Annotated in this window: 22 protein-coding genes; 21 read left to right on the top strand and 1 reads right to left on the bottom strand. The window is 48.1% G+C overall.

Features of this window, described 5'->3' with window-relative positions:
• Nucleotides 1-159 precede the first annotated feature (159 nt).
• The 9 genes from BpJC4_RS04090 to BpJC4_RS16040 all read left to right on the top strand — a co-directional run bounded on the left by BpJC4_RS04090 (nucleotide 160) and on the right by BpJC4_RS16040 (nucleotide 12,924).
• Nucleotides 160-1,338, top strand: a complete 1,179-nt coding sequence (locus BpJC4_RS04090) for an acetyl-CoA C-acetyltransferase (RefSeq protein WP_151680112.1) — start codon at nucleotides 160-162, stop codon at nucleotides 1,336-1,338.
• A 12-nt stretch (nucleotides 1,339-1,350) separates the two neighbouring features.
• Entirely contained in the window at nucleotides 1,351-2,202 is an 852-nt protein-coding gene (locus tag BpJC4_RS04095; protein ID WP_151680111.1) for a 3-hydroxybutyryl-CoA dehydrogenase, read from the top strand.
• A 23-nt stretch (nucleotides 2,203-2,225) separates the two neighbouring features.
• Entirely contained in the window at nucleotides 2,226-3,350 is a 1,125-nt protein-coding gene (locus BpJC4_RS04100; protein ID WP_151697566.1) for an acyl-CoA dehydrogenase, read from the top strand.
• A gap of 46 nt (nucleotides 3,351-3,396) precedes the next feature.
• On the top strand, nucleotides 3,397-4,539 hold the full coding sequence (locus tag BpJC4_RS04105; RefSeq protein ID WP_151680109.1) for an acyl-CoA dehydrogenase: 1,143 nt from the start codon (nucleotides 3,397-3,399) through the stop codon (nucleotides 4,537-4,539).
• Between the two features lie 36 nt (nucleotides 4,540-4,575).
• Nucleotides 4,576-5,190 carry a TetR/AcrR family transcriptional regulator gene (locus BpJC4_RS04110; protein ID WP_151680108.1) on the top strand — a complete coding sequence of 205 codons (615 nt, stop codon included), beginning with the start codon at nucleotides 4,576-4,578 and terminating at the stop codon, nucleotides 5,188-5,190.
• A gap of 16 nt (nucleotides 5,191-5,206) precedes the next feature.
• Complete coding sequence (gene icmF, locus BpJC4_RS04115; protein ID WP_151697567.1) at nucleotides 5,207-8,461, top strand: fused isobutyryl-CoA mutase/GTPase IcmF; 3,255 nt, start codon at nucleotides 5,207-5,209, stop codon at nucleotides 8,459-8,461.
• Nucleotides 8,462-9,438: 977 nt separating this feature from the next.
• Nucleotides 9,439-10,020 (top strand): DNA-directed RNA polymerase subunit delta, encoded by a 582-nt coding sequence (rpoE, locus tag BpJC4_RS04125; protein WP_151680105.1) that lies wholly within the window; start codon nucleotides 9,439-9,441, stop codon nucleotides 10,018-10,020.
• 314 nt (nucleotides 10,021-10,334) lie between these two features.
• Complete coding sequence (gene pyrG / locus BpJC4_RS04135; protein WP_151680103.1) at nucleotides 10,335-11,936, top strand: CTP synthase; 1,602 nt, start codon at nucleotides 10,335-10,337, stop codon at nucleotides 11,934-11,936.
• 832 nt (nucleotides 11,937-12,768) lie between these two features.
• Nucleotides 12,769-12,924 carry a hypothetical protein gene (locus tag BpJC4_RS16040; RefSeq protein ID WP_172967448.1) on the top strand — a complete coding sequence of 52 codons (156 nt, stop codon included), beginning with the start codon at nucleotides 12,769-12,771 and terminating at the stop codon, nucleotides 12,922-12,924.
• Between the two features lie 35 nt (nucleotides 12,925-12,959).
• Here BpJC4_RS16040 and BpJC4_RS04140 read toward each other — a convergent pair whose 3' ends face one another.
• Nucleotides 12,960-13,484, bottom strand: a complete 525-nt coding sequence (locus BpJC4_RS04140; protein ID WP_151680126.1) for a DUF2529 family protein — start codon at nucleotides 13,482-13,484, stop codon at nucleotides 12,960-12,962.
• Between the two features lie 207 nt (nucleotides 13,485-13,691).
• Between BpJC4_RS04140 and BpJC4_RS04145 the strand changes: the two genes are divergently transcribed.
• The 12 genes from BpJC4_RS04145 to spoIIR all read left to right on the top strand — a co-directional run bounded on the left by BpJC4_RS04145 (nucleotide 13,692) and on the right by spoIIR (nucleotide 25,032).
• Entirely contained in the window at nucleotides 13,692-14,057 is a 366-nt protein-coding gene (locus tag BpJC4_RS04145) for a response regulator (RefSeq protein ID WP_151680102.1), read from the top strand.
• A 214-nt stretch (nucleotides 14,058-14,271) separates the two neighbouring features.
• Nucleotides 14,272-15,129: a class II fructose-bisphosphate aldolase gene (locus BpJC4_RS04150; RefSeq protein ID WP_151680101.1), complete on the top strand. Its 858-nt coding sequence runs from the start codon at nucleotides 14,272-14,274 to the stop codon at nucleotides 15,127-15,129.
• 308 nt (nucleotides 15,130-15,437) lie between these two features.
• Nucleotides 15,438-16,085: a fructose-6-phosphate aldolase gene (gene fsa, locus BpJC4_RS04155; RefSeq protein WP_151680100.1), complete on the top strand. Its 648-nt coding sequence runs from the start codon at nucleotides 15,438-15,440 to the stop codon at nucleotides 16,083-16,085.
• 209 nt (nucleotides 16,086-16,294) lie between these two features.
• On the top strand, nucleotides 16,295-17,581 hold the full coding sequence (gene murA, locus BpJC4_RS04160; RefSeq protein WP_151697568.1) for a UDP-N-acetylglucosamine 1-carboxyvinyltransferase: 1,287 nt from the start codon (nucleotides 16,295-16,297) through the stop codon (nucleotides 17,579-17,581).
• A 121-nt stretch (nucleotides 17,582-17,702) separates the two neighbouring features.
• The gene (gene glpX / locus BpJC4_RS04165) at nucleotides 17,703-18,668 is read left to right on the top strand and encodes a class II fructose-bisphosphatase (protein ID WP_151680098.1); all 966 of its coding nucleotides are present in this window, start codon (nucleotides 17,703-17,705) and stop codon (nucleotides 18,666-18,668) included.
• A gap of 568 nt (nucleotides 18,669-19,236) precedes the next feature.
• The gene (rho, locus tag BpJC4_RS04170) at nucleotides 19,237-20,517 is read left to right on the top strand and encodes a transcription termination factor Rho (RefSeq protein WP_151680097.1); all 1,281 of its coding nucleotides are present in this window, start codon (nucleotides 19,237-19,239) and stop codon (nucleotides 20,515-20,517) included.
• A gap of 192 nt (nucleotides 20,518-20,709) precedes the next feature.
• Nucleotides 20,710-20,910: a 50S ribosomal protein L31 gene (gene rpmE, locus BpJC4_RS04175; RefSeq protein WP_151680096.1), complete on the top strand. Its 201-nt coding sequence runs from the start codon at nucleotides 20,710-20,712 to the stop codon at nucleotides 20,908-20,910.
• 152 nt (nucleotides 20,911-21,062) lie between these two features.
• Complete coding sequence (locus BpJC4_RS04180; protein ID WP_151680095.1) at nucleotides 21,063-21,635, top strand: thymidine kinase; 573 nt, start codon at nucleotides 21,063-21,065, stop codon at nucleotides 21,633-21,635.
• 66 nt (nucleotides 21,636-21,701) lie between these two features.
• Nucleotides 21,702-22,076, top strand: coding sequence for a hypothetical protein (locus tag BpJC4_RS04185; RefSeq protein WP_151680094.1), 375 nt, complete (start codon nucleotides 21,702-21,704; stop codon nucleotides 22,074-22,076).
• A gap of 139 nt (nucleotides 22,077-22,215) precedes the next feature.
• Entirely contained in the window at nucleotides 22,216-23,286 is a 1,071-nt protein-coding gene (gene prfA, locus BpJC4_RS04190) for a peptide chain release factor 1 (RefSeq protein ID WP_151680093.1), read from the top strand.
• Entirely contained in the window at nucleotides 23,286-24,149 is an 864-nt protein-coding gene (gene prmC, locus BpJC4_RS04195; protein ID WP_151697569.1) for a peptide chain release factor N(5)-glutamine methyltransferase, read from the top strand. Before prfA ends, prmC begins: the two co-directional genes overlap by 1 nt.
• Nucleotides 24,150-24,237: 88 nt before the next feature.
• Entirely contained in the window at nucleotides 24,238-25,032 is a 795-nt protein-coding gene (spoIIR, locus tag BpJC4_RS04200) for a stage II sporulation protein R (protein ID WP_151680091.1), read from the top strand.
• The last annotated feature ends 99 nt before the right edge of the window (nucleotides 25,033-25,131 follow it).

The raw sequence follows: 25,131 nt of genomic DNA on the forward strand, positions 1-25,131 counted from the left end.
GAGAATGGCAAACTTGGGAGGCAGCATGCAAAAGTTTGGGGAAGTTTCTCCGCCGTTTTATTTGAACCTTGGTTTGAAGCGCCTCCGCGTTTCGGTTGACCGAGCGTTCGTTCATTTTTGGGAGCTTACAAAATATTTTAATTAAAGGGGAGAAGATGGTTGAAAACGGTCATTGTGAGCGGGGCACGTACGCCCTTTGGCAAATTCGGGGGAAAATTGAGCAGTTTGACGGCATCCCAGCTTGGCGGGATTGCCATCAAAAGCGTTTTGGAAAAGGCAGGTGTCCAAAGCGGCGATGTGGATGAAGTCATTATGGGAAATGTCCTGCAGGGCGGCCAGGGCCAACTCCCGTCCAGGCAGGCGGCGAGATACGCCGGGATCCCGTGGGAAGTCAAAACGGAAACGATTAACAAAGTGTGTGCTTCCGGGATGAGAAGCGTAACGCTCGCGGACCAGATTATCCGCTCCGGGGATGGGGAAGTGATCGTGGCCGGCGGCATGGAATCGATGTCGAACGCCCCATACTTCCTGCCGAAAGGAAGATGGGGATTGAAAATGGGTGATGTGCAGCTTAAAGATATGATGACGCATGACGGCTTGACCTGTGCTTTTTCAGGTGTACATATGGGCACATATGGAAACCGGACAGCGGAAGCATTCGAACTTTCAAGGGAATTCCAGGACCGTTGGGCATTAAGGAGCCACCAAAAAGCATTGGAAGCGATCCAGGCCGGGAAATTTGCCGAAGAAATCGTACCGGTCGAAGTGCCGCAAAGAAAAGGGCCTGCTCTGCTGGTGGAACATGACGAGCCGCCGCGCCCGGATACGACACTGGAAAAGCTGTCGCAGCTGCCGCCTGCCTTTGATCAAGACGGCACCATTACAGCGGGCAATGCGCCGGGGGTCAATGACGGCGCAGCCGCACTAGTGCTGATGAGCGGGGAGCGAGCCGCAAAAGAAGGATTGAAACCGCTTGCCACAATTATCGCCCATGCGGAAGTGGCGGTCGAGGCGCAGCACTTTCCACAAACACCTGGGCTTGTAATCAATGAAATTCTAGAGAAGACCGGGAGAAAGCTGGAAGAAATTAATTTGTTTGAAATCAATGAAGCATTTGCCGCAGTTGCGCTTGCCAGCAGTAAAATTGCACAGCTTGATCTCGAAAAAGTCAATGTAAACGGGGGTGCGGTAGCTTTAGGACACCCGATCGGGGCAAGCGGCACGCGCATCATTTTGACCCTTGCCCACGAGCTGAAACGGCGCGGTGGGGGAATTGGCATCGCGGCGATCTGCTCCGGCGGCGGGCAGGGTGATGCCGTCATGATTGAAGTACAGTGAGAGGTGATCAGAATGGAAAAACAGACTGTCATAGTGATCGGGGCTGGGCAGATGGGGTCCGGGATTGCCCAGGTTTTTGCGCAGGCGGGTTGGCACGTATATTTAAATGACCTTCAAACGGAACTGATTGAGAGGGGTCTGGCAGCCATCCGGAAAAATTTGGCACACCAAGTGGAAAAACAAAAACTTTCCAGTGAAGAAAGGGACGCGGTTTTATCCCGCCTCACCCCTTCCACAAGCCTGGAGGACGCTGCCGGGGCCGAAATGGTTGTTGAAGCGGCAACCGAAAATATGAAAGTAAAAAAAGAGATTTTTAAGCAGCTGAGCGGGATTGCGCCAAAGGATGTCGTGCTTGCGACCAACACTTCATCCTTGCCGATTACGGAGCTGGCTGCTGTGACAGACAGGCCGGAAAATGTGATCGGTATGCATTTTATGAATCCTGTTCCGGTGATGAAGCTAGTGGAAATTATCCGCGGGCTCGTAACAAGCGACCAGGTGTACGAAAAAGTGTATGATACCGCCGCGGCGCTCGGGAAGACGGCGGTTGAAGTCAATGATTTTCCGGGCTTCGTTTCCAACCGGGTTTTAATGCCGATGATCAATGAAGCGGTTTACACCCTTTATGAAGGGGTCGCCACAAAAGAAGCAATTGATGAAGTGATGAAACTTGGCATGAACCATCCAATGGGCCCGCTTACGTTGGCGGACTTTATCGGGCTCGACACTTGTTTGTATATTATGGAAACCTTGCACGAAGGGTTCGGTGACGATAAATACCGCCCTTGCCCGCTCCTGCGGAAATACGTCAATGCCGGGTGGCTCGGCAGAAAAACAGGGAGAGGTTTCTATACGTATGAATGACCACCCAAAAAGGGGGCCGCGCGATGGACTTTCATTTTACGGAAGAACAGCTTTTGTTGAGAAAAATGGTGCGTGATTTTGCGGAAAAAGAAATTTTGCCGCTCGTTGGCAGGATGGAAAAAGGTTGGTTTCCACGGGAGATTCTTCATAAGATGGCATCCTTCGGCCTAATGGGGATGACGGTGCCCGAAAAATACGGCGGGGCCGGGCTGGATTTCACATCCTATATATTGGCTATCCATGAAATTTCAAAAGTCAGCGCAACAATCGGCGTGATCCTCTCCGTCCACTCTTCGGTCGGCACAAACCCGATTTTGTATTTCGGGAATGAGGCGCAAAAAGGGAAATATTTGCCGAAATTGGCAAGCGGGGAATATTTAGGCGCTTTTTGCCTGACAGAAGCCGATGCGGGTTCGGATGCGAAAAACCTTAAAACGAAGGCAGTCAGGAAACGTGATTCTTATGTGATAAACGGTTCAAAAATGTTCGTTACAAACGGGGGAGAAGCGGATACGTACATCGTATTTACCCGGACGGAAGACGGTAGCATTACCGCATTTATCGTTGAGAAAAACATGCCGGGCTTCCGGGTCGGTAAAGAAGAGAAAAAAATGGGCCTGCACGGGTCAAAAACGGTTCAACTTCATTTTGAAAATCTGCATGTTCCGGCTGAAAACCGGCTCGGAAAAGAAGGGGAAGGCTTAAAAATTGCCATGGCCAACCTGGACGCGGGCCGGATCGGGATTGCGGCGCAGGCATTGGGCATTGCGGAAGGCGCTTACGGGCTTTCGCTTCAATATGCGAAAAACCGCTGGCAGTTCGGCCGCCCGGTTCATGAGTTTCAAGGGGTCGGGTTTAAACTGGCCGATATAGCTACACGCATCGAAGCAAGTAAACTGCTTGTCTACCGGGCATCGCATTTACGGAGCAGGGGCTTGGACTGCAAAAAAAAAGCATCGATGGCCAAACTGTTTGCTTCTCAAACGGCGGTCGATACGGCAATTGCAGCGATGCAGATTTTCGGCGGAAACGGTTATACGGAAGATTATCCGCTTGAACGGTACTTCCGTGATGCAAAAATTACACAAATTTACGAAGGCACAAGTGAAATCCAAAAAATGGTGATCAGCAATCAGTTCTTACGGTAAAAGGGGCTATTCTGGTTCCGCAAATCATCAATGGGGGGGAGAATAAATGGACTTTCGTCTGAATGAAGAACATCAAATGATTCGGAAAATGGTGCGCGACTTTGCGGTGAAAGAAGTGGCGCCGACAGCGGCGGAACGCGATGAAAATGAACGATTTGACCGTTCAATCTTTGATAAAATGGCGGAACTCGGCTTGACGGGCATCCCCTGGCCGGAACAGTACGGGGGGATCGGGAGCGATTTTTTGGCCTACTGCATTGCGGTGGAGGAGCTGTCGCGCGTGTGTGCCTCGACCGGCGTCACATTGTCGGCGCATACTTCGCTTGCCAGCTGGCCGCTGTTTAAATTCGGGACTGAAGAACAAAAACAGAAATACCTTACTCCGCTTGCCCGCGGTGAAAAAATTGGTGCTTACGGCTTGACCGAACCGGGATCGGGTTCAGATGCGGGCTCGATGGTGACAACGGCACGGCGTGAAGGGGACCATTATGTTTTAAACGGTTCAAAGATTTTTATAACAAACGGCGGTGTGGCAGATATTTATATTGTGTTTGCCCTGACGGATCCTTCAAGCAAACACCACGGAACAAGTGCCTTCATTATAGAAAAAATTTTTCCGGGTTTTTCAACAGGCAAAAAAGAAAAGAAAATGGGCATCCGTTCTTCTACGACAACGGAAATTATTTTTGAAGATTGCATTGTGCCGGAAGAAAATTTGTTAGGGGAAGAAGGGCAAGGTTTTAAAATCGCCATGATGACGCTTGACGGCGGGCGCAACGGCATCGCGGCGCAGGCAGTCGGCATTGCCCAGGGCGCGCTCGATGCGGCCGTTGCCTATGCGAAAGAACGGAAGCAGTTCGGCAAACCGATTGCGGCCAACCAGGGCATATCCTTCAAACTTGCCGATATGGCAACCGCTGTGGAAGCTGCAAGACTGTTAACATATCAAGCTGCCTGGCTTGAATCGAACGGCCTGCCGTACGGGAAAGAATCAGCTATGTCGAAACTGTTTGCCGGAGACACCGCGATGAAAGTAACGACGGAAGCTGTCCAGATTTTCGGGGGCTACGGCTATACGAAAGACTATCCGGTTGAGCGGTTTATGCGCGATGCCAAAATAACGCAAATCTATGAAGGGACGCAGGAAATCCAAAGACTTGTCATTTCTAGAATGCTGATAAGAGACTGACGGAATGGACCGCTTGTTGAAGAAGGGAGACCGTTTGTGAGCCAAAAGAAAATTGTTCCGGCATCAGTAAGGGATGAAAAATTGGTTGAACTGCGCAGAAACCAAATGATCAATGCGGCTGTATCGCTTTTTAAAGAAAAAGGATTCCACCGGACGACAACACGGGAAATTGCAAATAAGTCAGGTTTTAGCATCGGTACGCTTTATGAATATATCCGTGCAAAAGAAGATGTGCTGTATTTGGTGTGCGACCGGATTTACGATGAAGTGCGCGAAAGGCTGCTCGGCATGGATGCCGGGCAGGGGACGCTTGAAAGTCTGAAGCTTGGCATTGCCCATTATTTCCGGATTGTCGATGAACTGCAGGATGAAGTGCTCGTCATGTACCAGGAAGCAAAATCGCTGACGAAAGAAGCGCTGCCTTATGTCCTGAAAAAAGAACTGGAAATGGTCGGCATGTTTGAAACGATGATCCGAAAATGCGTCGAAAACGGCGAACTTAATTTGGATGAAAAACACGTGGAGATGCTCGCCCATAATATTTTTGTCCAGGGCGAGATGTGGGCTTTCCGCCGTTGGGCATTTAAAAAGAAGTTTACGATTGATGATTATATTGAGCTGCAAACGAACCTGTTGTTTTCCAATCTCTAAAAGATAGGGGGATTCTATGGCTGCTGTAGAAGTATACCACCCGAAACATGCGGTCCGGTTTGTTACGGCTTCCAGTCTGTTTGACGGTCATGATGCTTCCATCAATATTATGCGGAGGATCCTGCAGGCGAGCGGTGCCGAAGTGATCCATCTGGGGCATAACCGCTCAGCCCGCGAAATCGTCCAGGCAGCAATCCAGGAAGACGCCCAGGGCATCGCCGTTTCGTCTTACCAGGGAGGCCATCTCGAATTTTTTAAGTATATGTATGATCTACTGCAGGAAAATGACGCTTCCCATATCTGCATATACGGCGGCGGCGGGGGCGTGATCATTCCGCGCGAGATCAAAGAGCTACACGAATACGGCATCGCACGTATCTTTTCACCCGAGGACGGCAGAAAGCTCGGCCTCCAAGGGATGATCAATATTATGCTCCGGGAGTGCGACCGACCTACGATTACGGAAGAGGATTTCGAAAAAGAAGCCAGACGTTTAAAAGAAGGGCGGATTAAATCCGTTGCCAGGCTGATTTCGTATGCGGAAAATCACTTAAACCACCAGGAAGCGCTCGCCGGACTTGAATCCGTTGCGTCAGCTGTCCGGGAAGCGCCGGTCGTGGGCATTACCGGAACCGGCGGCGCAGGGAAAAGCTCATTGACCGATGAACTGATCCGCCGTTTTCTCCGTGATAATCCGGATAAAAAAATTGCCGTCTTATCGATTGACCCTACGAAACAAAAAACGGGCGGGGCATTGCTCGGTGACAGGATCCGGATGAATGCCATTTTCCACCCGAACGTGTATATGCGGAGTTTGGCGACAAGGGCATCCCGTTCCGAACTCTCCCTTGCCATTGAAGATGCGATCCGGATTGTCAAAGCGGCTGGATTTGACTTGATTTTTGTCGAAACGAGCGGAATCGGACAGGGGGATGCGGAAATCACTAATGTTTCCGATGTTGCCATGTATGTCATGACAAGCGAATTCGGCGCTCCGTCCCAGCTTGAAAAAATCGATATGATTGATTATGCCGATTTGATTGTGATCAACAAATTTGAGCGGAATGGTTCTGAAGATGCGAAAAAGCAGGTGCAAAAGCAGTACCAGCGCAGCCATATGCTGTTTGACCAAAAGCTTGACGATATGCCTGTATATGGCACCATTGCCAGCCGGTTTAACGATGCAGGAACGAACGCATTGTTTGCCGCCCTCATTGAAAAAATCAACGGGAAAGCAGGAACAGATTTCCATTCTTCTTTTTCAAAAGAGCAGGCGCCGGGAAAACAGCATGTCATCATCCCGGGAAGCCGCGTACATTACTTGCGGGAAATTGCGGAGACGGTCCGCCGTTACCACAAAAAAACGGAAGAGCAGGTCCGTCTTGCGAGAAAACTGTTCCAGCTGGAAGGGGCAATTGCAGCTGCAAAAGAAAGCGGGGCGGCACGTGATGTCATCGAGTCTCTTGAAACGCTGTGCAACGAAGCGGAAAAAGGGTTAACGGAAGAATCGAAAGCGATCCTCGAAAATTGGCCGGCGCTGAAAGAAAAATACAGCGGTGAGACCTTTACGGTTAAAATCAGGGATAAAGAAATCACAACCGCGATCAGGACAACGAGTTTATCCGGTCTTGCCATTCCGAAAGTGGCGCTGCCGAAATGGGAAGATAAAGGCGAAATCTTAAAATGGGCGTATAAAGAAAATGTGCCCGGGGCATTTCCGTTTACGGCAGGCGTTTTCCCGTTTAAGCGCCGGGAGGAAGACCCGAAGCGGCAGTTTGCGGGGGAAGGGACACCGGAACGGACGAACCGGCGCTTCCATTATTTATCGAAAGATGATCCTGCCAAACGGCTCAGCACGGCTTTTGATTCAGTGACGCTGTACGGAGAGGATCCGGACGAACGACCGGATATTTACGGGAAAGTCGGCGAGTCGGGCGTCAGTGTCTGCACATTGGATGATATGAAAAAATTATATGAGGGCTTTGACCTCTGCGCTCCTTCCACCTCTGTATCGATGACGATCAACGGTCCGGCGCCGATCATTTTGGCAATGTTTATGAATACGGCGATCGACCAGCAGGTGAAAAAGAAGAAAGCGGAACTCGGGCGCACCTTGACAGTGGAGGAATTTTCCGAAGTGCGCAGGAAAACGCTGCAAACGGTCAGAGGCACAGTGCAGGCGGATATTTTAAAAGAAGACCAGGGCCAGAATACATGTATTTTTTCAACCGAGTTTGCGCTCCGGATGATGGGCGATATCCAGCAATATTTCATCGAACATAAAGTGCGCAATTATTATTCTGTGTCGATTTCCGGCTACCATATTGCGGAAGCCGGTGCCAATCCGATTTCCCAACTCGCTTTTACGCTCGCAAACGGTTTCACCTATGTGGAGTATTATTTGAGCAGAGGGATGAAAGTTGACGACTTTGCCCCGAACCTGTCCTTCTTTTTTTCCAACGGACTTGACCCGGAATATACGGTCATTGGCCGAGTCGCCAGGAGAATATGGGCGATTGTGATGCGCGATTTATACGGGGCGAACGAACGGAGCCAGAAACTAAAATACCATATTCAGACCTCGGGCCGGTCGCTGCACGCACAGGAGATTGATTTTAACGACATCCGCACAACGCTGCAGGCTTTGATGGCGCTTCAGGACCATTGCAATTCGCTCCATACGAATGCGTACGATGAAGCGATTACGACGCCGACGGAAGAATCGGTGCGCCGCGCAATGGCAATCCAGTTGATCATCACGAAAGAGCACGGTTTGTCCAAAAACGAAAACCCGCTCCAGGGGTCTTTTATTATTGAAGAGTTGACGGATCTTGTTGAAGCGGCAGTGCTGGAAGAATTTGAGCGGATCAATGACCGCGGCGGCGTGCTCGGCGCCATGGAAACCCAGTATCAAAGGGGGAAAATCCAGGAGGAATCGATGGAGTATGAAGTCAGGAAGCATTCGGGAACTCTACCGATTATCGGCGTGAATACTTTCCTGAATCCGAACCCGCCAAGCGAAGATGAGGTGAACAATATGCAGCTGGCGCGCGCAACGAAGGAAGAAAAGGATCTCCAGATTAAAAATTTGCGGGATTTTCAGGCGCGCCACAAGGGAGAGGCTGAAGCGGCACTGGAAAAATTAAAACAAACGGCTGTGGAAGGCGGCAATATTTTCGCGGAGCTCATGGAAGCCGTAAAATCCGCAAGCCTCGGACAAATCACCAACACCCTCTATGAAATCGGCGGCCAGTACAGAAGAAATATGTGATGAGAAAAGCGGAGGGCGCTCGCCCATCGGCGTACGGATTTTTTTACCTCTGACTGAGATAAAGGAAACACGGCGAGGTAACGAGCCGATGTTGACTTATCGTAGGGAAGAGGCCGTAAAATCCGCTAGCCGATAGCTCCCGGAGCTGGACAATAAGAAAAGCGGAGGGCGATACGTAATGGACTGTCCAAAAGTCAGCAACTGACCTGAGGGCAGCCCTTTTTTAATGCAAGGCTATAATTGAACCACGATATTTACGAGATTCCTGTGGGAAAAGCGGGCCAGGCGAGGCACGCAGTACGGCATCGTGCGAAGAGGCTCGCGGATCGCGATCATCAAAAGTAAACAAGAAACAGAGAAAACTTGTTAAGAACAATGATTATTCCGATGTGTTTTTTATTTAAGCGTAAGCGGGCTTTTGGGATAGCCCCTACACAAAAAATTAGGCAGACCAATGCCGATTTTTTTGCAAGTTTCAAAGGCCGGATGCACTTCTGCGAAAATTATTTAGCTTTCTGTCTATAATTTTATTGTGTCCTTCAGCAGGATGGATGTACAATGGACAGGGGTAAAAAGAGATTTTTTGCCAAAAGGCGGATGCGATGGAAGCGGGCCAATCACATCGCTTATTTTTTTCAAAGGGATGTGGACTGTTTGTCTCCTTTAGTGAAAATCGTTTTAACATGCACCGGTCTTGTATTATTTCTTCCGATTGGGTATTTTTTATATAATAAAGATCTTGGTGCCATCCCTTTTCTTATTCTGTCTTTTTTATTATTTTATCTTGCATACCGGCTGATCAGGAGCCCCGGCCATATGAAAGCACGGAATAAAAACAGCCGGAAAGGGACGCGGGGCTAGCATAAATGCCTGTATTTTGTATATAATGGTAAGTATGTTTTTTTAAAATCATGCAAAGGCATTGCCATTTTGCCTGCCATATACCAGTTTGATCAATTAGAAAGGGTGTGCGACGCTTGAGCTTGCGACAGTTGCCAAAAGAAGAGCTGAAGGAAATGTCTTTTATCGAGTTGGCGGAACAAATATTGGAAGAAAAAAAACAAACCATCTCCTTTCAAGATTTGCTTGCTGAAATCGGCGGAATTTTAGGCTTGCCAGATGAAGAATTGCGCAGTAAAATGATCCAGTTTTACACCGATTTAAATATTGACGGCAAATTTATTAGTCTTGGGGACAACAATTGGGGGCTCCGCGCCTGGTACCCGGTCGACCAAATTGATGAAGAAGTGACCCACACCGTCAAAACAAAACGGAAAAAGGCAAAAGATCCTGATGAAGACGATGATTATATCGATGAAGAAGACCTCGACTTCGATGATCTCGATGATATCGTTGAAGATGAAGACGATGAGTATGCCGATGAAGAAGAGGAAGATGAAGACTTGATCGATGAAGAAGACCTTGTCGATTCGGATGATTTCGATATTGATGAGGATAAAGAGGTCTTTGAGGACGAAGCGTTGCTTTCCGATGACGATTACGGAATTGCCGATGAAGACGAAGAAGATGAAGACTTTGATGATAAAGACAGAGATTAGGCTTGACTTCTTTTCGGGACAACGGTAGTATGTTATTTGGGCTCCTTTGAAAAGGACGGAATATCGCAAATCAATAAGCTCCCCCTTGCAATTTGTTTGCAAGAGGGGCTTTTTGTTTTTTATAAAACTGCAAACCCGCCCTTCAAAAAGCGGGGAGGCGCTCTCTTTAAAGGTTTTGTTTATGTTGCGGGACTCCCGGGAAAGCGCTTGGAGGGAAGGACCGCGTGTGTTGAAAGCGCGGAATTCGCGGCGATGGCGGATGAAGCGATAGGTTGTGGTGAACAATAAAGTTACATTACAGGAGGGGACAACACGTGACAAAATATATATTTGTAACAGGCGGGGTCGTTTCCTCGTTGGGAAAAGGGATTACCGCTGCGTCATTGGGGCGGCTTTTGAAAAACCGGGGGCTGAATATTACGATTCAAAAATTTGATCCGTATATCAACGTCGATCCGGGAACGATGAGTCCGTACCAGCACGGTGAAGTGTTCGTAACGGATGACGGAGCGGAAACAGACCTTGACCTCGGCCATTATGAACGTTTTATTGATATTAATTTAACGAAGTACAGCAGCGTGACAACCGGGAAGGTTTACTCGGAAGTCATCCGGAAAGAACGCCGCGGCGAGTATCTCGGCGGAACCGTGCAGGTTATCCCGCATATTACAAATGAAATAAAAGAACGCGTATTCCGCGCCGGCAAAGTGACCAACGCGGATGTAGTGATTACCGAAATCGGCGGTACGGTCGGCGATATTGAGTCGCTCCCGTTCCTGGAAGCGATCCGCCAAATCAAAACGGATGTCGGCATCGAAAATGTCATGTATATCCACTGCACGTTAATCCCGTACTTGAAAGCTTCGGGCGAACTGAAAACGAAGCCGACCCAGCACAGCGTGAAAGAACTGCGGAGCCTCGGGATTCAGCCGAATGTTATCGTCGTGCGGACGGAAAAGCCGATTTCGCAGGAAATGAAGGATAAACTTGCGCTGTTCTGCGATATTCAGCCGAATGAAGTTGTAGAGTGCATTGATGCCGATACTTTGTATGCCGTTCCGCTAATGCTGCAGGAACAAAAATTGGACCAGCTTGTTTGCGACCATTTAAAACTACAGTGCCCTGAAGCGGATATGTCCGAGTGGAAAGCCCTTGTCAACCGCGTAAGGAATCTTTCGAAGACGGTGAAAATTGCGCTTGTCGGCAAATATGTCACCCTGCAGGATGCGTATCTCTCCGTCGCTGAGGCGCTCAAACATGCCGGTTACCAGTTTGATGCGGACATTGATATCAACTGGATCAATGCCGAAGATGTCAATGAGAGAAATGTGGACGAACTGTTAAAAGACGCGGATGGCATTTTGGTGCCGGGTGGTTTCGGCGATCGCGGGATCGAAGGGAAAATCCTTGCGATTAAGTATGCGCGCGAAAACAAAATCCCGTTCCTCGGCATTTGCCTCGGTATGCAGTTGGCTTCGATTGAATATGCCCGCAATGTGCTTGGTTTGAAAGGTGCGCATTCTTCTGAAATCAACCCGGATACGCCTTATCCGATTATTGACCTTTTGCCGGAGCAAAAAGAAATTGAAGATCTTGGCGGTACTTTGCGCCTCGGGCTTTATCCTTGCAGGCTGGCAAAAAACTCCAAAGCGTATGAAGCATACCAGGATGAAGTCATTTATGAACGGCACCGCCACCGTTATGAATTTAATAACCAATTCCGCGAGCAAATGGAACATGCCGGTTTCGTCTTCTCCGGAACAAGCCCGGACGGCCGTTTGATTGAAATTATTGAACTTGAGGACCATCCTTGGTTTGTCGCATCCCAGTTCCATCCGGAATTCACATCGCGCCCGACGCGCCCGCAGCCGTTATTTAAAGGGTTTATTGAAGCGTCGATCAAAGCAAAACAATAAAAAAACCCTCGCTTGGGAAATAAAAATTCCCGGCGGGGGTTTTTTTTAGGCGCTTTGTCAAATTTTACCGTTGATTCTCGCGAAATTTGCTTTGCTCATCCCGTGTTGCGAGTTTCTTCAGTCAGGAACCACTCTCCCGGGTCCAGGCTCGCCTTCCCGCAGATTTTACGAGAATCAACAATGACCAATAATATAGCTTTCTTTTAAAAAATTTGACGGCCGCTTTCCCGACTTACTTTCTCACGTCTATATGATTTGAAGATTGATATCATCCGGAAGAAAAGTCTTCATCAATCAACGATGGAGGTGGAAGTGCCTGGATTCAAAAGTTTAGGTTATGTATATGTAGATGACGTGCAATTATTCGGACATAAGCTGAAGGTTCTGGCAAACGGCGATTCTCCGGAACCCCATCTTTACACAATAGATCTGCGTTTAAAGAAACTCGTGGGAGAAGAGCACGTTACAACCAATACAGAATCGGTCAACATTCCAAGGTAACAGAACTGAATCCACAAAAGCCGCATAATGGAATTGTCCTGCTGAAACAAAAGTTGGACAAAGGAAAAACGGTGGATCAGGCACTTGAAGTTTATGACTATCAGACTAGTACAAGCAGGAACATACGGCTTCCAAAATATTTTTCCGGAAACACGTCTGCAGAAAGCAGCTATTTTTACGGAAAATCAAGTGTTTATACAGCAGCTGTTTTGCCAAAAGGGGTACGGCTGCTTGAATATGATATCCGTACATTGCAAAAAAGCGTGATATCACCTTCCCGGCAGAGCAGGGCCCAAATACGGCTATAAAGATTAGGGGAGGAAAACTGTATGTGCTTGTTTTGGCACGAAAATCCGGGGGCCCGGTATACTTTTCCGCCTATGGAATTGCAAGCGGGAAATTGCTTTACAGTGGAAAAATCGGTCAGCCGCCAAAATCAAACGAAGACTGGAATATCGATGCAATTGATTTTGATTTAGGTGAATAAACGGAGGGACTCTTCACGGTTCCTCCGCCATTCTTTTAATCCTCGTAATCCGCCATCATTTCGTCAATCGCAAACTGCAGCCCGTAATAAATAAACGTCGCCGCCATTGTATCAGCAAAGCCGACCCTACCGCCGTTTTCCCCTGGAATCAGCCCTCTTGCCACGTGCGTTTGGATAAACACATCGGAAAGGGACTCCAAATCTTCGCCGTCTGTTTCCGTTTTTCCGGCAACAGCGATAAACGGAATGCCGCTGTCGTTCAGCTGTTTTGCCATTTCTGCTGCTTCCTTGTCATTGGAAAAACGGGTAAGCAGCAAAACCCGGTCGGCATCGATGAGTTCTTCCAGTTTTTCAAGTTTTTTCGCGCACCGCAACGGTTCAGGGCCTTCCAATGCAAGCACTTCCACCGCCTGCATTTCCTTCCAACCTTTTATATAAATATTTCCTTCCCCGACCGCCGCCTGTGCGAGCAGGCGTGCGCCGTCTTCCAGCGCATATTCTTCCGATTGCTGTATTTTTTGAAAAATTCCTGCACATTGCGTTGAGAACATTTTTAACATGTTTTGCCATTCCCTCCAATGGGTAAATAAATGCAGCACCATCACCCGGTATATGGTCATTTCTTTATTTTACCACTTGTAAAAGAAGGAAAAAAACAATCCGAAAGAGAAATAATTTGTTATATCATAAAGACAAGGGGAAAAATTTTTCTGAGAGCCAAAAATACATAAAGATTTTGTTTAAATGTCATGTGACGGAGGGGAAAAATGAGAAAGCCTAATATTTTAATCGTCGACGATCAATTTGGGATCCGGATTTTGCTGACGGAAGTACTGCAGAAAGAGGGGTATGAGACTTTTCAGGCGGCAAACGGTGCCCAGGCGCTTGACCTCGCCGCAAATCGGGAAATTGATTTGGTCCTTTTGGATATGAAAATCCCCGGCATGAACGGCATTGAAATTTTAAAAAGGCTGAAAGAAATGAAACCGGATATCCGCGTGATTATCATGACGGCTTACGGGGAATTGGACATGATAGAGGAAGCGAAAGACTTTGGGGCGTTGAATCACTTTGCGAAGCCTTTTGACATTGATGATATCCGGGAAGCTGTGCAAAAATATTTGGCTATGTAAGCGGATAATGTGAAAAAAGTCTCAAACCAAAAAATTTTGATAATTTTATTTCTTTTCCCGGACAAATAAAGTTCATTGGTAAATCCTAGTTTTGTTTGATATGATGGATAAGAAATTATCAATATACAAGTATGAAGTTAAAAAGATTGTTTATTATAAAAATGAATTATTATCCCGGCAATCTTTTTAACTCAAATGATAAGGAGGAAAACCCATGCCTTTAGTTTCGATGACTGAAATGCTCAATAAAGCAAAAGAAGGGAAATATGCAGTAGGCCAATTCAACGTAAACAACCTTGAATATGCCCAAGCTATTCTTCAAGCAGCAGAAGAAGAAAAATCTCCAGTGATTCTCGGGGTTTCCGAAGGAGCGGGCCGTTACATGAGCGGCTTCAAAACCGTAGTAAAAATGGTTGAGGGCTTAATGGAAGACCTGAACATCACTGTTCCGGTTGCGATCCATCTTGACCACGGTTCCACTGTTGAAAACTGCAAAAAAGCGATTGATGCAGGTTTCACTTCCGTTATGATCGACGCTTCCCACCATCCATTTGAAGAAAACGTCAAAATCACTTCCGAAGTGGTTGAATATGCCCATGCCCACGGCGTATCCGTTGAAGCGGAATTAGGTACTGTCGGCGGCCAGGAAGACGATGTTGTCGGCAAAGGCATCATCTATGCAGATCCGGAAGAATGCCGGAAATTAGTAGAAGCAACAAAAATTGATGCCTTGGCTCCTGCGCTTGGTTCTGTACACGGCCCTTACCATGGAGAACCAAACCTCGGCTTCAAAGAAATGGAAGAAATCAGCAAAATCACCGGTATGCCGTTAGTGCTCCACGGCGGGACAGGCATTCCTGAAGACGACATCAAAAAAGCCATTTCTTTAGGAACTGCGAAAATCAACGTAAACACGGAAAACCAAATTGCTTCCGCAAAAACAGTCCGCGAAGTATTGGCTGCTAATCCGGATTTGTACGATCCGCGTAAATATCTCGGGCCTGCACGTGAAACCATTAAACAGACCGTTATCGGCAAAATCCGCGAATTCGGTTCTAACCAAAAAGCATAATGCTTTGAGGAAAAGAAGGTCTGGCGCTGTCCAAGCGTGCCGGGCCTTTTTTGCTTTATGTTAAAAGGCAGGGTATGGTGAATCATCGCGGAATTTGCCTGTGTTTCCCTCAGATTTCTTGGTAATGCCGTTATGAAAATGAACAGCACCCATCCGAATTTTTATCCCTTTTTGCAGGGAAACGGTGCATCCGTGTCCAATACATACCGGTGTGGAAAAAACGGGTTTGTTTTTCTGAACTTTCTTTTAGTTTCGTGGTATATTTGTATTGGGTACATAAGAACTGATCAAAGGAGCTGTGAGGAAACATGAAATTTTTTATCGACACCGCCAATTTCGAGGAAATTAAAGCTGCAAATGAATGGGGGATTTTATCCGGTGTAACGACCAACCCATCGCTTGTCGCAAAAGAGAATGTTTCTTTCCACGAACGTTTAAGAGAAATCACGGCTTTGGTGCCCGGTTCTGTAAGCGCTGAAGTCGTCTCCGAGGATGCGGAAGGGATGTTAAAAGAAGGGAGAGAGCTTTCGGCGATTGCCCCGAATATTACCATCAAAGTTCCGATGACGCCAGAAGGGCTGAAAGCGGTCCACCAGTTTTCGCAGGAAGGCATCCGTACAAACGTGACCCTCATTTTCAGCAGCAACCAGGCATTGCTGGCGGCAAGAGCCGGCGCTTCCTATGTTTCGCCGTTCCTTGGCAGGCTGGACGACATTGGGCATGACGGCATACGCCTGATCTCTGAAATTGCAGAAATCTTTTCCATCCACCATATCGATACGGAAATCATCGCCGCTTCCATCCGGCATCCGCAGCACATCACACAGGCGGCGCTGGCAGGGGCGCATATCGCAACGGTACCGTATAAAGTGCTCGTGCAGCTGTTCAAACACCCGCTGACAGATAAAGGGATTGAACAATTTACGCGCGATTGGAACAACCGTACGCAAAAATAAGGACGTGTTGTAGTAAATATTTGAAATTGTCCATGATTTCTTGCTTTCTCCGCAACGGTTTGATTTCTAGCCTTATAGGATATGCTGATGCTGGGATATGCACAATTCCCGGCAAGTTTTTTGGGAAATGGTTTATGTTGAATTGAATATGCGAAATATCGACAACGTTTGGGAACGACTTCTATACCCGTTAAGGAAGGGAGCTTAACATGGAAAAGCTAAAAATTGCAGGTGGATATCCCCTGAAAGGCACAATTAAAGTCAGCGGTGCAAAAAACAGTGCTGTTGCCCTTATTCCCGCAACAATACTGGCGGAATCCCCTGTAACAATAGAAGGCTTGCCTGAAATTTCCGATGTCCGGACTTTAACCGGTTTACTGGAAGAAATCGGGGGAAAGGTGATGGCACGGGATGGGAAAATTACGGTTGACCCCCGCCGTATGATTTCCATGCCGTTGCCGAACGGTAAAGTCAAAAAACTTCGGGCTTCTTATTACTTGATGGGGGCCATGCTTGGAAGGTTCAAAAAGGCGGTCATCGGGCTGCCGGGCGGATGTCACCTGGGACCGCGCCCGATCGACCAGCATATCAAAGGTTTCGAAGCATTGGGCGCAAAAGTGACCAACGAACAGGGCGCGATTTACCTGCGGGCGGATGAGCTTGTTGGTGCGCGCATTTATTTGGATGTTGTAAGCGTCGGTGCGACGATTAACATTATGCTCGCGGCGGTGAAGGCAAAAGGCAGAACAGTGATCGAAAACGCGGCGAAAGAACCGGAAATTATTGATGTGGCAACGCTCCTGACCAATATGGGGGCAAAAATAAAAGGGGCTGGGACGGATGTGATCCGGATAGAAGGGGTTGAGCATTTGAGCGGCTGCCGGCATACAATTATCCCGGACCGCATTGAAGCTGGCACCTTTATGATTTTGGCGGCGGCAACGGGCGAAGGGGTGCTGATTGACAATGTCATCCCGCAGCACCTCGAATCGCTCACAGCCAAGCTCAGGGAAATGGGCGTCCCGGTTGAAACGGGAGATGAGCAGATTTTTATCGGAAAGCCGGACAAGTTGAAAGCCGTCGACATTAAAACGCTTGTTTACCCGGGATTTCCGACCGATCTGCAGCAGCCTTTTACGGCACTTCTGACAAAAGCAGAGGGCAGTTCTATTGTGACCGATACGATCTATTCCGCCCGGTTTAAACATATTGACGAGCTGCGCCGAATGAGCGCGAATATTAAAGTCGAAGGGCGCTCGGCGATTGTGAACGGCCCTGTCCGCCTGCAGGGTGCAAAAGTAAAAGCAAGCGATTTGCGCGCCGGAGCCGCCCTTGTCATTGCCGGCCTGATGGCAGACGGGATCACGGAAGTTACCGGTGTGGACCATATCGACCGGGGTTACAGCCATCTCGTTGAAAAACTAAATGGCCTTGGCGCCACCATTTGGCGGGAGGGTATGTCGCAAAAGGAGATTGAACATCTGGAAAATTCCTGAGCCGCCGGTTTTTCCATCCCCATAAAATTGATAAATATACCGTATACTGGGTAAATTGTGACACAATAATTTTGTAAATGTGATATACTAATTACAAACATCTATTTATGGGGGTAGTAAAATGGAAAGAAGTTTGTCAATGGAATTGGTTCGCGTTACAGAAGCGGCGGCGCTGGCATCAGCCAGATGGATGGGACGCGGATTGAAAGATGAAGCGGATGATGCTGCAACTTCCGCAATGCGCGATGTATTCGACACCATTCCAATGAAAGGGACAGTCGTCATTGGGGAAGGGGAGATGGATGAAGCGCCGATGCTGTATATCGGTGAAAAACTTGGAAATGGATACGGCCCCCGTGTGGATATTGCAGTAGACCCTTTGGAAGGAACCAATATCCTCGCATCCGGCGGCTGGAATGCGCTTAGTGTGCTTGCGGTTGCAGACCACGGGCATCTGCTCCATGCGCCGGATATGTATATGGATAAAATTGCGGTAGGTCCGGAAGCGGTTGGGATGATCGATATTGATGCACCGATCATCGATAACTTGAAGGCTGTGGCAAAAGCGAAAAACAAGGACATTGAGGATGTGGTGGCAACTGTTTTGAACAGGCCGCGCCATGAAGAAATTATTGCGCAGCTGCGTGCGGCCGGAGCCCGCATTAAACTGATCAATGACGGGGACGTGGCGGCTGCCATTAATACCGCCTTTGATCATACGGGCGTTGACATCTTATTTGGATCCGGTGGGGCGCCTGAGGGGGTCATTGCGGCTGTTGCGCTGAAATGCCTCGGCGGTGAAATCCAGGGACGGCTCTTGCCGCAAAATGATGCGGAATATGAGCGCTGTCTCAGCATGGGGCTTGATGTAAACAAAGTGTTAAGGATGGACGACCTTGTTTGCGGCGATGATGCCATTTTTGCGGCAACGGGCGTCACGGACGGGGAACTGCTGCGCGGCGTCCAGTTCAAGGGCCCGTATGGATCGACGCATTCTGTCGTCATGCGCGCCAAGTCCGGGACGGTGCGTTTTATTGATGGCCAGCACAGCTTGAAAAAGAAACCGAATCTCGTCATTAAAGCGTAACCCTGGGCGGATAGCGGGTTTCAGGAAACTTTAAGGGCGTGCACCCGAAAAAACGGGACAAGCCGGGGCCTTATGGATCGCCATTCCCCTATTTTACAGGCACGGAATTGCGGCCATTAAAGCGCCTTTTTTATCAAAGGAGCGCGCCCCGCTTTCTGCCAAAAGATTTTCAACATCTCCCTCCTTTTTTGTTGATTTTCCCCGCTGGTAGGGTTACAATAAATGCGGCTTAATTCATGCATTTTTATTCATGTATTATTCAAAATGATTCGTCTTCTATTTCTTCCGTACACGGTGCGGCTCCATAGATATAAGTGCTGCAAAACGGCCTCTTTGCAGCCGGCTCATGTCTTCTATTAAGAGCAAAACTGTGGATACTCATCTTGCCTTCACATTCCTTTATCGGTAGGTATGTTCATTTCCATTTGTATTACGTTCATCTATAAGACGTTGGGGACAAAACACGGATTTCGTATGATTTCGTTTGAATACAGGCAATATTAAAGAAGCGGAAGAAATGCGCTGCATTGCTCTACCCGTACGGAAATTTAAAAAGTGTGGTGTTTATATGGAAGGTTTATCGATTTCAAGTTTGGAGAATATGACGTTAAAAGAGCTTTATGCTCTGGCAAGGGAGTATAAAGTTTCCTACTATAGCAAACTGACGAAGAAAGAATTAATTTTTGCAATTTTAAAAGCCCGGGCAGAGCAAGAAGGCTATTTTTTTATGGAAGGCGTGCTGGAAATCATCCAATCGGAAGGCTTTGGGTTCTTGCGGCCGATTAATTACTCCCCCAGCTCGGAAGACATCTACATTTCCGCATCGCAAATCCGCCGCTTCGATTTAAGAAACGGAGATAAAGTTTCGGGAAAAGTCCGGCCTCCTAAAGAAAACGAACGTTATTACGGCCTGTTGCATGTCGAAGCGGTAAACGGGGAAAACCCTGAGACGGCCAAGGAACGGGTCCATTTTCCGGCATTAACACCGTTATACCCGAACCGGCAGATTGTCCTTGAAACGTCTCCCGAAAAGCTGTCCACCCGGATTATGGATTTAATTACACCGGTCGGTTTCGGGCAGCGCGGATTAATTGTTGCGCCTCCGAAAGCCGGGAAAACGATGCTTTTAAAGGAAATTGCCAACTCCATCACGATCAACCATCCTGAAACGGAATTGATTGTCCTTTTGATCGATGAACGGCCGGAAGAAGTGACAGATATTGAACGTTCCGTGCAGGCGGATGTGGTCAGCTCCACTTTTGATGAAGTGCCGGAAAACCATATTAAAGTCGCGGAACTTGTGCTGGAGAGGGCAATGCGTCTTGTCGAGCACAAGCGGGATGTCGTGATTTTGATGGACAGCATTACGCGCTTGGCACGCGCCTATAACCTCGTAATCCCGCCGAGCGGGCGCACGCTCTCAGGGGGGATTGACCCTGCTGCGTTCCACCGCCCGAAACGGTTCTTCGGTGCGGCCCGCAATATCGAAGAAGGGGGCAGCCTGACGATTTTGGCCACCGCCCTTGTCGATACCGGATCGCGCATGGATGATGTCATTTACGAAGAATTTAAAGGGACGGGGAATATGGAACTTCATCTTGACCGCTCGCTGGCGGAAAAACGCATATTCCCGGCGATCGACATCCGGCGTTCCGGGACACGGAAAGAAGAGCTGCTACTGCCGAAAGACCATTTGGAAGTATTGTGGGCGATCCGCAAATCGATGTCCGATTCTCCGGATTTTGTTGAGAAATTCCTGCGCAGGCTGAAACAATCGAAATCAAACGAGGAGTTTGTGGATATGATTAAGTCGGAATTGAAAGCTGCCCCCGCCAAGAAAATTTTATAATCCTATTGCTGCCGGCCACCCGCGGGGCAATAGGGAAAATAAGGAAAACGTTTTTTGATTTGCAATGTTGCATTTCATTCTTGGAATTGCTATAATAATCACAGTTTGTTTGTGGGATTTTCCGGGTTTTTGGCCCGTAAAAACCATAGAACTCTGTTTCGTAATGACTCAGGGCTGAAGGAGATGAAAAGAATGAAAGCTGGAATTCATCCGGAATACAAAAAAGTAATGGTCAAATGCGCATGCGGAAATGAATTTGAAAGTGGTTCTGTAAAAGATGAGCTCCGCGTGGAAGTATGTTCCGAATGCCATCCATTCTATACAGGACGCCAAAAATTCGCGACTGCTGCCGGACGCGTTGACCGCTTCAATAAAAAATACGGCCTTAAATAAGCAATTCAATGAAAAACAGGCGATGAACGTTTGCCTGTTTTTTTTATGGAACAAGCTCTGTGGATATTCGCGAATAAGTGGGGGATCGGTCGGGAGAGGTATGCCGGCGCCCTGAGCGGACAACATTGTTCAAAGAATAAGGAGCGAGAACGATGGCGCAATTATTTTTCAAATACGGTGCAATGAACAGCGGGAAATCGATTGAAATTTTGAAAGTGGCCCATAACTATGAAGAACAGAACAAAACTGTCCTGATTTTTACATCGGGAATCGACACGCGTGATGAAGTCGGGTATGTTTCAAGCAGGATCGGCTTGCGGCGTAAGGCCATTCCGATTTTCAATGATACGGATATTTTTGATACGGTGAAACAATACCGGCCGCAGCCTTACTGTGTTTTAATTGATGAAGTGCAGTTTTTGAAAAAAGGCCATGTGCTGCAGCTTGCCCGGATTGTCGATGAGCTGAATATACCGGTTATGGGCTTCGGTCTGAAAAACGATTTTCAAAATGAGCTATTTGAAGGAAGCAAATATATGCTTTTATACGCGGACAAGATCGAAGAAATGAAGACGATCTGCTGGTTTTGCGAGAGAAAAGCAACGATGAATCTGCGTGTTGATGAAAACGGGAAACCGGTGTATACGGGGGATCAGATCCAGATCGGGGGAAATGACACGTATTATCCGGTCTGCCGCAAATGCCACGAGCATCCGCCGATTTAGTTTTGCCGTTTTGTAAATAAACCGCCTCCCATGCGGGAAACCTATCTGGCAGGGAGGTGTTTTTTTATGGCAAAACGGCTAATTTGCCTGTTCCTGATTGCCTCACTTGCAGGCTGTTTCGAGGAAAGCAGGGATGATGCCAAGCCGCACCCGATTGAAACGAGACAACTAAGCACAACGGAAAAGGGCGGGCATGTGAATCAAAATGATGATAGATCTTCCGTTACTGCCGATATTCAAAAGGCCAAGGAAGCCGTATGGAAAATGAACGGATACATACCGCATTCCGTTTTCATTAACGGGAAAGATATGTGGGTGAACGTCCACACCGAATACACACTGAACCACCGGGAGAGGATGGAAAAAGAAAGTGAAATCCGGGACAGGCTTTTGAAAATTCTGCCCCGGTATGACATCCATGTCAAAATCGATGTGAAGTAGCTTTTCCCGGTTTTCCCCCACCGGGTTTCGCTTTAAGTTTTCCATTGCGTATACTATAATAAATTTGGTATGCTGTTAGCCGGCTCTAAACGGGCCGTCGGGCGGAAACGGAAAAAGTAGTGAAATGAGGTGGGGTTCGATGTTCGATCGGCTGCAGACCGTGGAAAATCGGTACGAAAAGCTGAATGAGCTTTTAAGCGATCCTGATATCGTGAATGACCCAAAAAAATTAAGAGAGTATTCGAAAGAACAGTCGGATATACAGGAAACCGTGCAAGTTTACCGTGAATATAAAGAAGTGAAAAAGCAGCTCCGGGATGCCAAGTCCCTTCTGAAGGAAAAACTCGACCCCGAAATGAAGGATATGGTGAAGGAAGAAATCAATGATCTGGAGCATAAAATTTCAGAATACGAAGAACGCCTAAAAATTCTTCTCCTGCCGAAAGACCCGAATGACGAAAAGAACGTGATTGTGGAAATCCGCGGGGCGGCCGGCGGGGATGAAGCGGCATTGTTTGCGGGTGACCTGTACCGCATGTATACCCGCTATGCCGAGTCGCAAGGTTGGAAAATCGATGTGATTGAAGCCAATGTAACAGGGATCGGCGGCTATAAAGAAATTATTTTTATGGTGAACGGAAAAGGGGCTTACTCCAAGCTGAAATTTGAAAACGGCGCGCACAGGGTGCAGCGTGTGCCGGAAACGGAATCGGGAGGCCGCATCCACACATCGACCGCAACGGTTGCGGTTTTACCGGAAGCCGAAGAAGTTGAAGTGGAAATTAACGAAAAAGATGTCCGGGTTGATACGTTTGCATCGAGCGGTCCGGGCGGGCAGAGCGTCAACACGACGATGTCGGCTGTCCGCCTGACCCACATTCCAACCGGGATTGTCGTTTCCTGCCAAGATGAAAAATCGCAGATCAAAAACAAGGAAAAGGCGATGAAAGTGCTGCGCGCCCGTATTTATGACAAATACCAGCAGGAGGCGCAGGCGGAATATGATGCCAACCGGAAATCCGCCGTCGGGACGGGTGACCGTTCCGAACGGATCCGCACGTATAATTTTCCGCAAAACCGCGTGACGGACCATAGAATCGGTTTAACGATCCAAAAGCTCGACCAGGTGCTGGAGGGGAAACTCGATGAAATCATTGATGCTCTCATTCTCGATGACCAGTCGAAAAAGCTGGAAAGTGTGAATGACTGATGGAAAGCCCGATGAAAGTATATGAAGCCTTGCAGTGGGCTTCTTCTTTTTTAACGGAAAAAGGCCGCGATGCGAATGCCGGCGAACTGTTGCTGGAACATTTTTTGCAAATGGACCGCACCCGCCTGCTTTCGAACTTAAGGATGGTTTTGCCGGAAGAAGTGCAGGAGAATTTCCGGAAAGCGGCGGAGGCCCATGCACAAGGGGTTCCGGTCCAGCACATTACGGGGTATGAGTATTTTTACGGGCGCAAATTTATCGTCAATCGTGATGTGCTCATCCCGCGCCCTGAAACAGAGGAACTGGTCCAAGGCGCCATCGAAAGGATCCGGTGGCATTTCGGGAAAAACCGGTGCCTTAAACTTGCGGATATCGGAACGGGAAGCGGCATTATTGCGATTACCATGAAATTGGAGTGCCCCAATCTTTCCGTGAGCGCCTCCGATATTTCGGAAAAAGCGCTGCGGGTGGCAAAAAAAAATGCAAAAGCACTGCGAGCGGATGCCCGGTTTATTCAAGGCGATCTGCTCCGGCCTTTTTTGGCGCGCGGCGAAACTTTCGATATTATTTTATCCAATCCCCCGTATATCCCGAAACGTGACCGGACATCTTTATCGGTTGTTGTCAAAGACCATGATCCCGAAACGGCTTTGTTTGGCGGAGAAGACGGGCTTGATTATTACCGCCGTTTTATGGAAGAGCTTCCGCAGGCGTTAAATGGGAGTGCGCTTGTAGGGTTTGAAATTGGCTCGGGGCAGGGGGATCGTGTTTCTGGCCTCCTCCGCGCGGCTTTCCCTGGCAGCCGGGTGGAGACGGTGCGCGACATTAACGGGCATGAGCGGATGGTGTTTTGCATGAAATAACAGACTCCCCGCCGATTTTTTTCAGATTGATAGTTTAAAATCTCATTTTCTTGTCCACAATGTGGATACGAAGGGACGGGGGAAGAAAATGAGAAGAAAAACGATTGTTTCGTTATATATTGTGATGTTATCCATTGCAACGATCTTAAGTTTATATGCGCCGAAACAAAAAGCGGCCGCAACGGATACGGTCGTCATTCCGAAAGATGCGATCCGGCTGAGAATACTGGCGAACAGCGACAAGCCGGAAGACCAGGCGGTAAAAAGGAAAATCCGTGATGAAGTGAATGCGGAAATCACCAAATGGGTGGGAAATTTAACATCCAAGGATGAGGCCGAAAAAGTCATCCGCTCCCATTTACCGGATATTGAAAGGATCGCCAAACGGGTGATAGCGGAAGAACGGATGAACCAATCTGTAAAGGTGGAGCTCGGGAAAGTGGCTTTTCCTACGAAACTGTACGGACAATATTTATATCCGGCCGGAAAATATGAAGCGGTTTTGATTACGCTCGGGAAAGGGCAGGGCGCCAATTGGTGGTGTGTCCTCTACCCGCCGCTTTGCTTCCTCGATTTTCCAAACGGAGTTGCAGTGGAAGGCGGTTTTGAGGAAAAACCTAAGGAAACAGGGAAGAATACGAAGGTAGCTGAACCGGCGGCGCACGCCGAAAAACCTGCAGGCGATACAGCGGTTAAAAAAACAAAAACTGCCAAAAGCGGGAATGAAGCCGCGCCTGAAAAGACAGATAATCACGAAGACAAGAAGTCCGTCCGTAAAGAAACGAAACACGAAGGGCGCAGCGGGCAATCCGTTTACATGAGTGAGAACGACGAAGTGAAGAAAAAATTGTTGGTTGTGGAAATCATTAAGAAATTGTTTTAACATTTGCCGGCCTGCGCTGTGGAAAAATTAGGAGTGCTTCCGGAAATAGACTAATTATCAACAGAATGAAGAGTATTATCCACAAGATGTGGATAATAC

It is taken from the genome of Weizmannia acidilactici (assembly GCF_008974185.1).
Classification (GTDB): domain Bacteria; phylum Bacillota; class Bacilli; order Bacillales; family Bacillaceae_C; genus Weizmannia; species Weizmannia acidilactici.

Bases quoted from the DNA above. Each gene is read 5' to 3' on its own strand.
- BpJC4_RS04185 (WP_151680094.1), top strand. From the start codon at position 21,702: ATGGCAAAACGGCTAATTTGCCTGTTCCTGATTGCCTCACTTGCAGGC.
- spoIIR (WP_151680091.1), top strand. From the start codon at position 24,238: ATGAGAAGAAAAACGATTGTTTCGTTATATATTGTGATGTTATCCATT.
- murA (WP_151697568.1), top strand. From the start codon at position 16,295: ATGGAAAAGCTAAAAATTGCAGGTGGATATCCCCTGAAAGGCACAATT.
- BpJC4_RS04140 (WP_151680126.1), bottom strand. From the start codon at position 13,484: ATGTTAAAAATGTTCTCAACGCAATGTGCAGGAATTTTTCAAAAAATA.
- BpJC4_RS04180 (WP_151680095.1), top strand. From the start codon at position 21,063: ATGGCGCAATTATTTTTCAAATACGGTGCAATGAACAGCGGGAAATCG.
- prmC (WP_151697569.1), top strand. From the start codon at position 23,286: ATGGAAAGCCCGATGAAAGTATATGAAGCCTTGCAGTGGGCTTCTTCT.
- rho (WP_151680097.1), top strand. From the start codon at position 19,237: ATGGAAGGTTTATCGATTTCAAGTTTGGAGAATATGACGTTAAAAGAG.
- BpJC4_RS04100 (WP_151697566.1), top strand. From the start codon at position 2,226: ATGGACTTTCATTTTACGGAAGAACAGCTTTTGTTGAGAAAAATGGTG.
- fsa (WP_151680100.1), top strand. From the start codon at position 15,438: ATGAAATTTTTTATCGACACCGCCAATTTCGAGGAAATTAAAGCTGCA.
- BpJC4_RS04095 (WP_151680111.1), top strand. From the start codon at position 1,351: ATGGAAAAACAGACTGTCATAGTGATCGGGGCTGGGCAGATGGGGTCC.
- prfA (WP_151680093.1), top strand. From the start codon at position 22,216: ATGTTCGATCGGCTGCAGACCGTGGAAAATCGGTACGAAAAGCTGAAT.
- BpJC4_RS04105 (WP_151680109.1), top strand. From the start codon at position 3,397: ATGGACTTTCGTCTGAATGAAGAACATCAAATGATTCGGAAAATGGTG.
- BpJC4_RS04150 (WP_151680101.1), top strand. From the start codon at position 14,272: ATGCCTTTAGTTTCGATGACTGAAATGCTCAATAAAGCAAAAGAAGGG.
- rpmE (WP_151680096.1), top strand. From the start codon at position 20,710: ATGAAAGCTGGAATTCATCCGGAATACAAAAAAGTAATGGTCAAATGC.
- BpJC4_RS04145 (WP_151680102.1), top strand. From the start codon at position 13,692: ATGAGAAAGCCTAATATTTTAATCGTCGACGATCAATTTGGGATCCGG.
- icmF (WP_151697567.1), top strand. From the start codon at position 5,207: ATGGCTGCTGTAGAAGTATACCACCCGAAACATGCGGTCCGGTTTGTT.
- glpX (WP_151680098.1), top strand. From the start codon at position 17,703: ATGGAAAGAAGTTTGTCAATGGAATTGGTTCGCGTTACAGAAGCGGCG.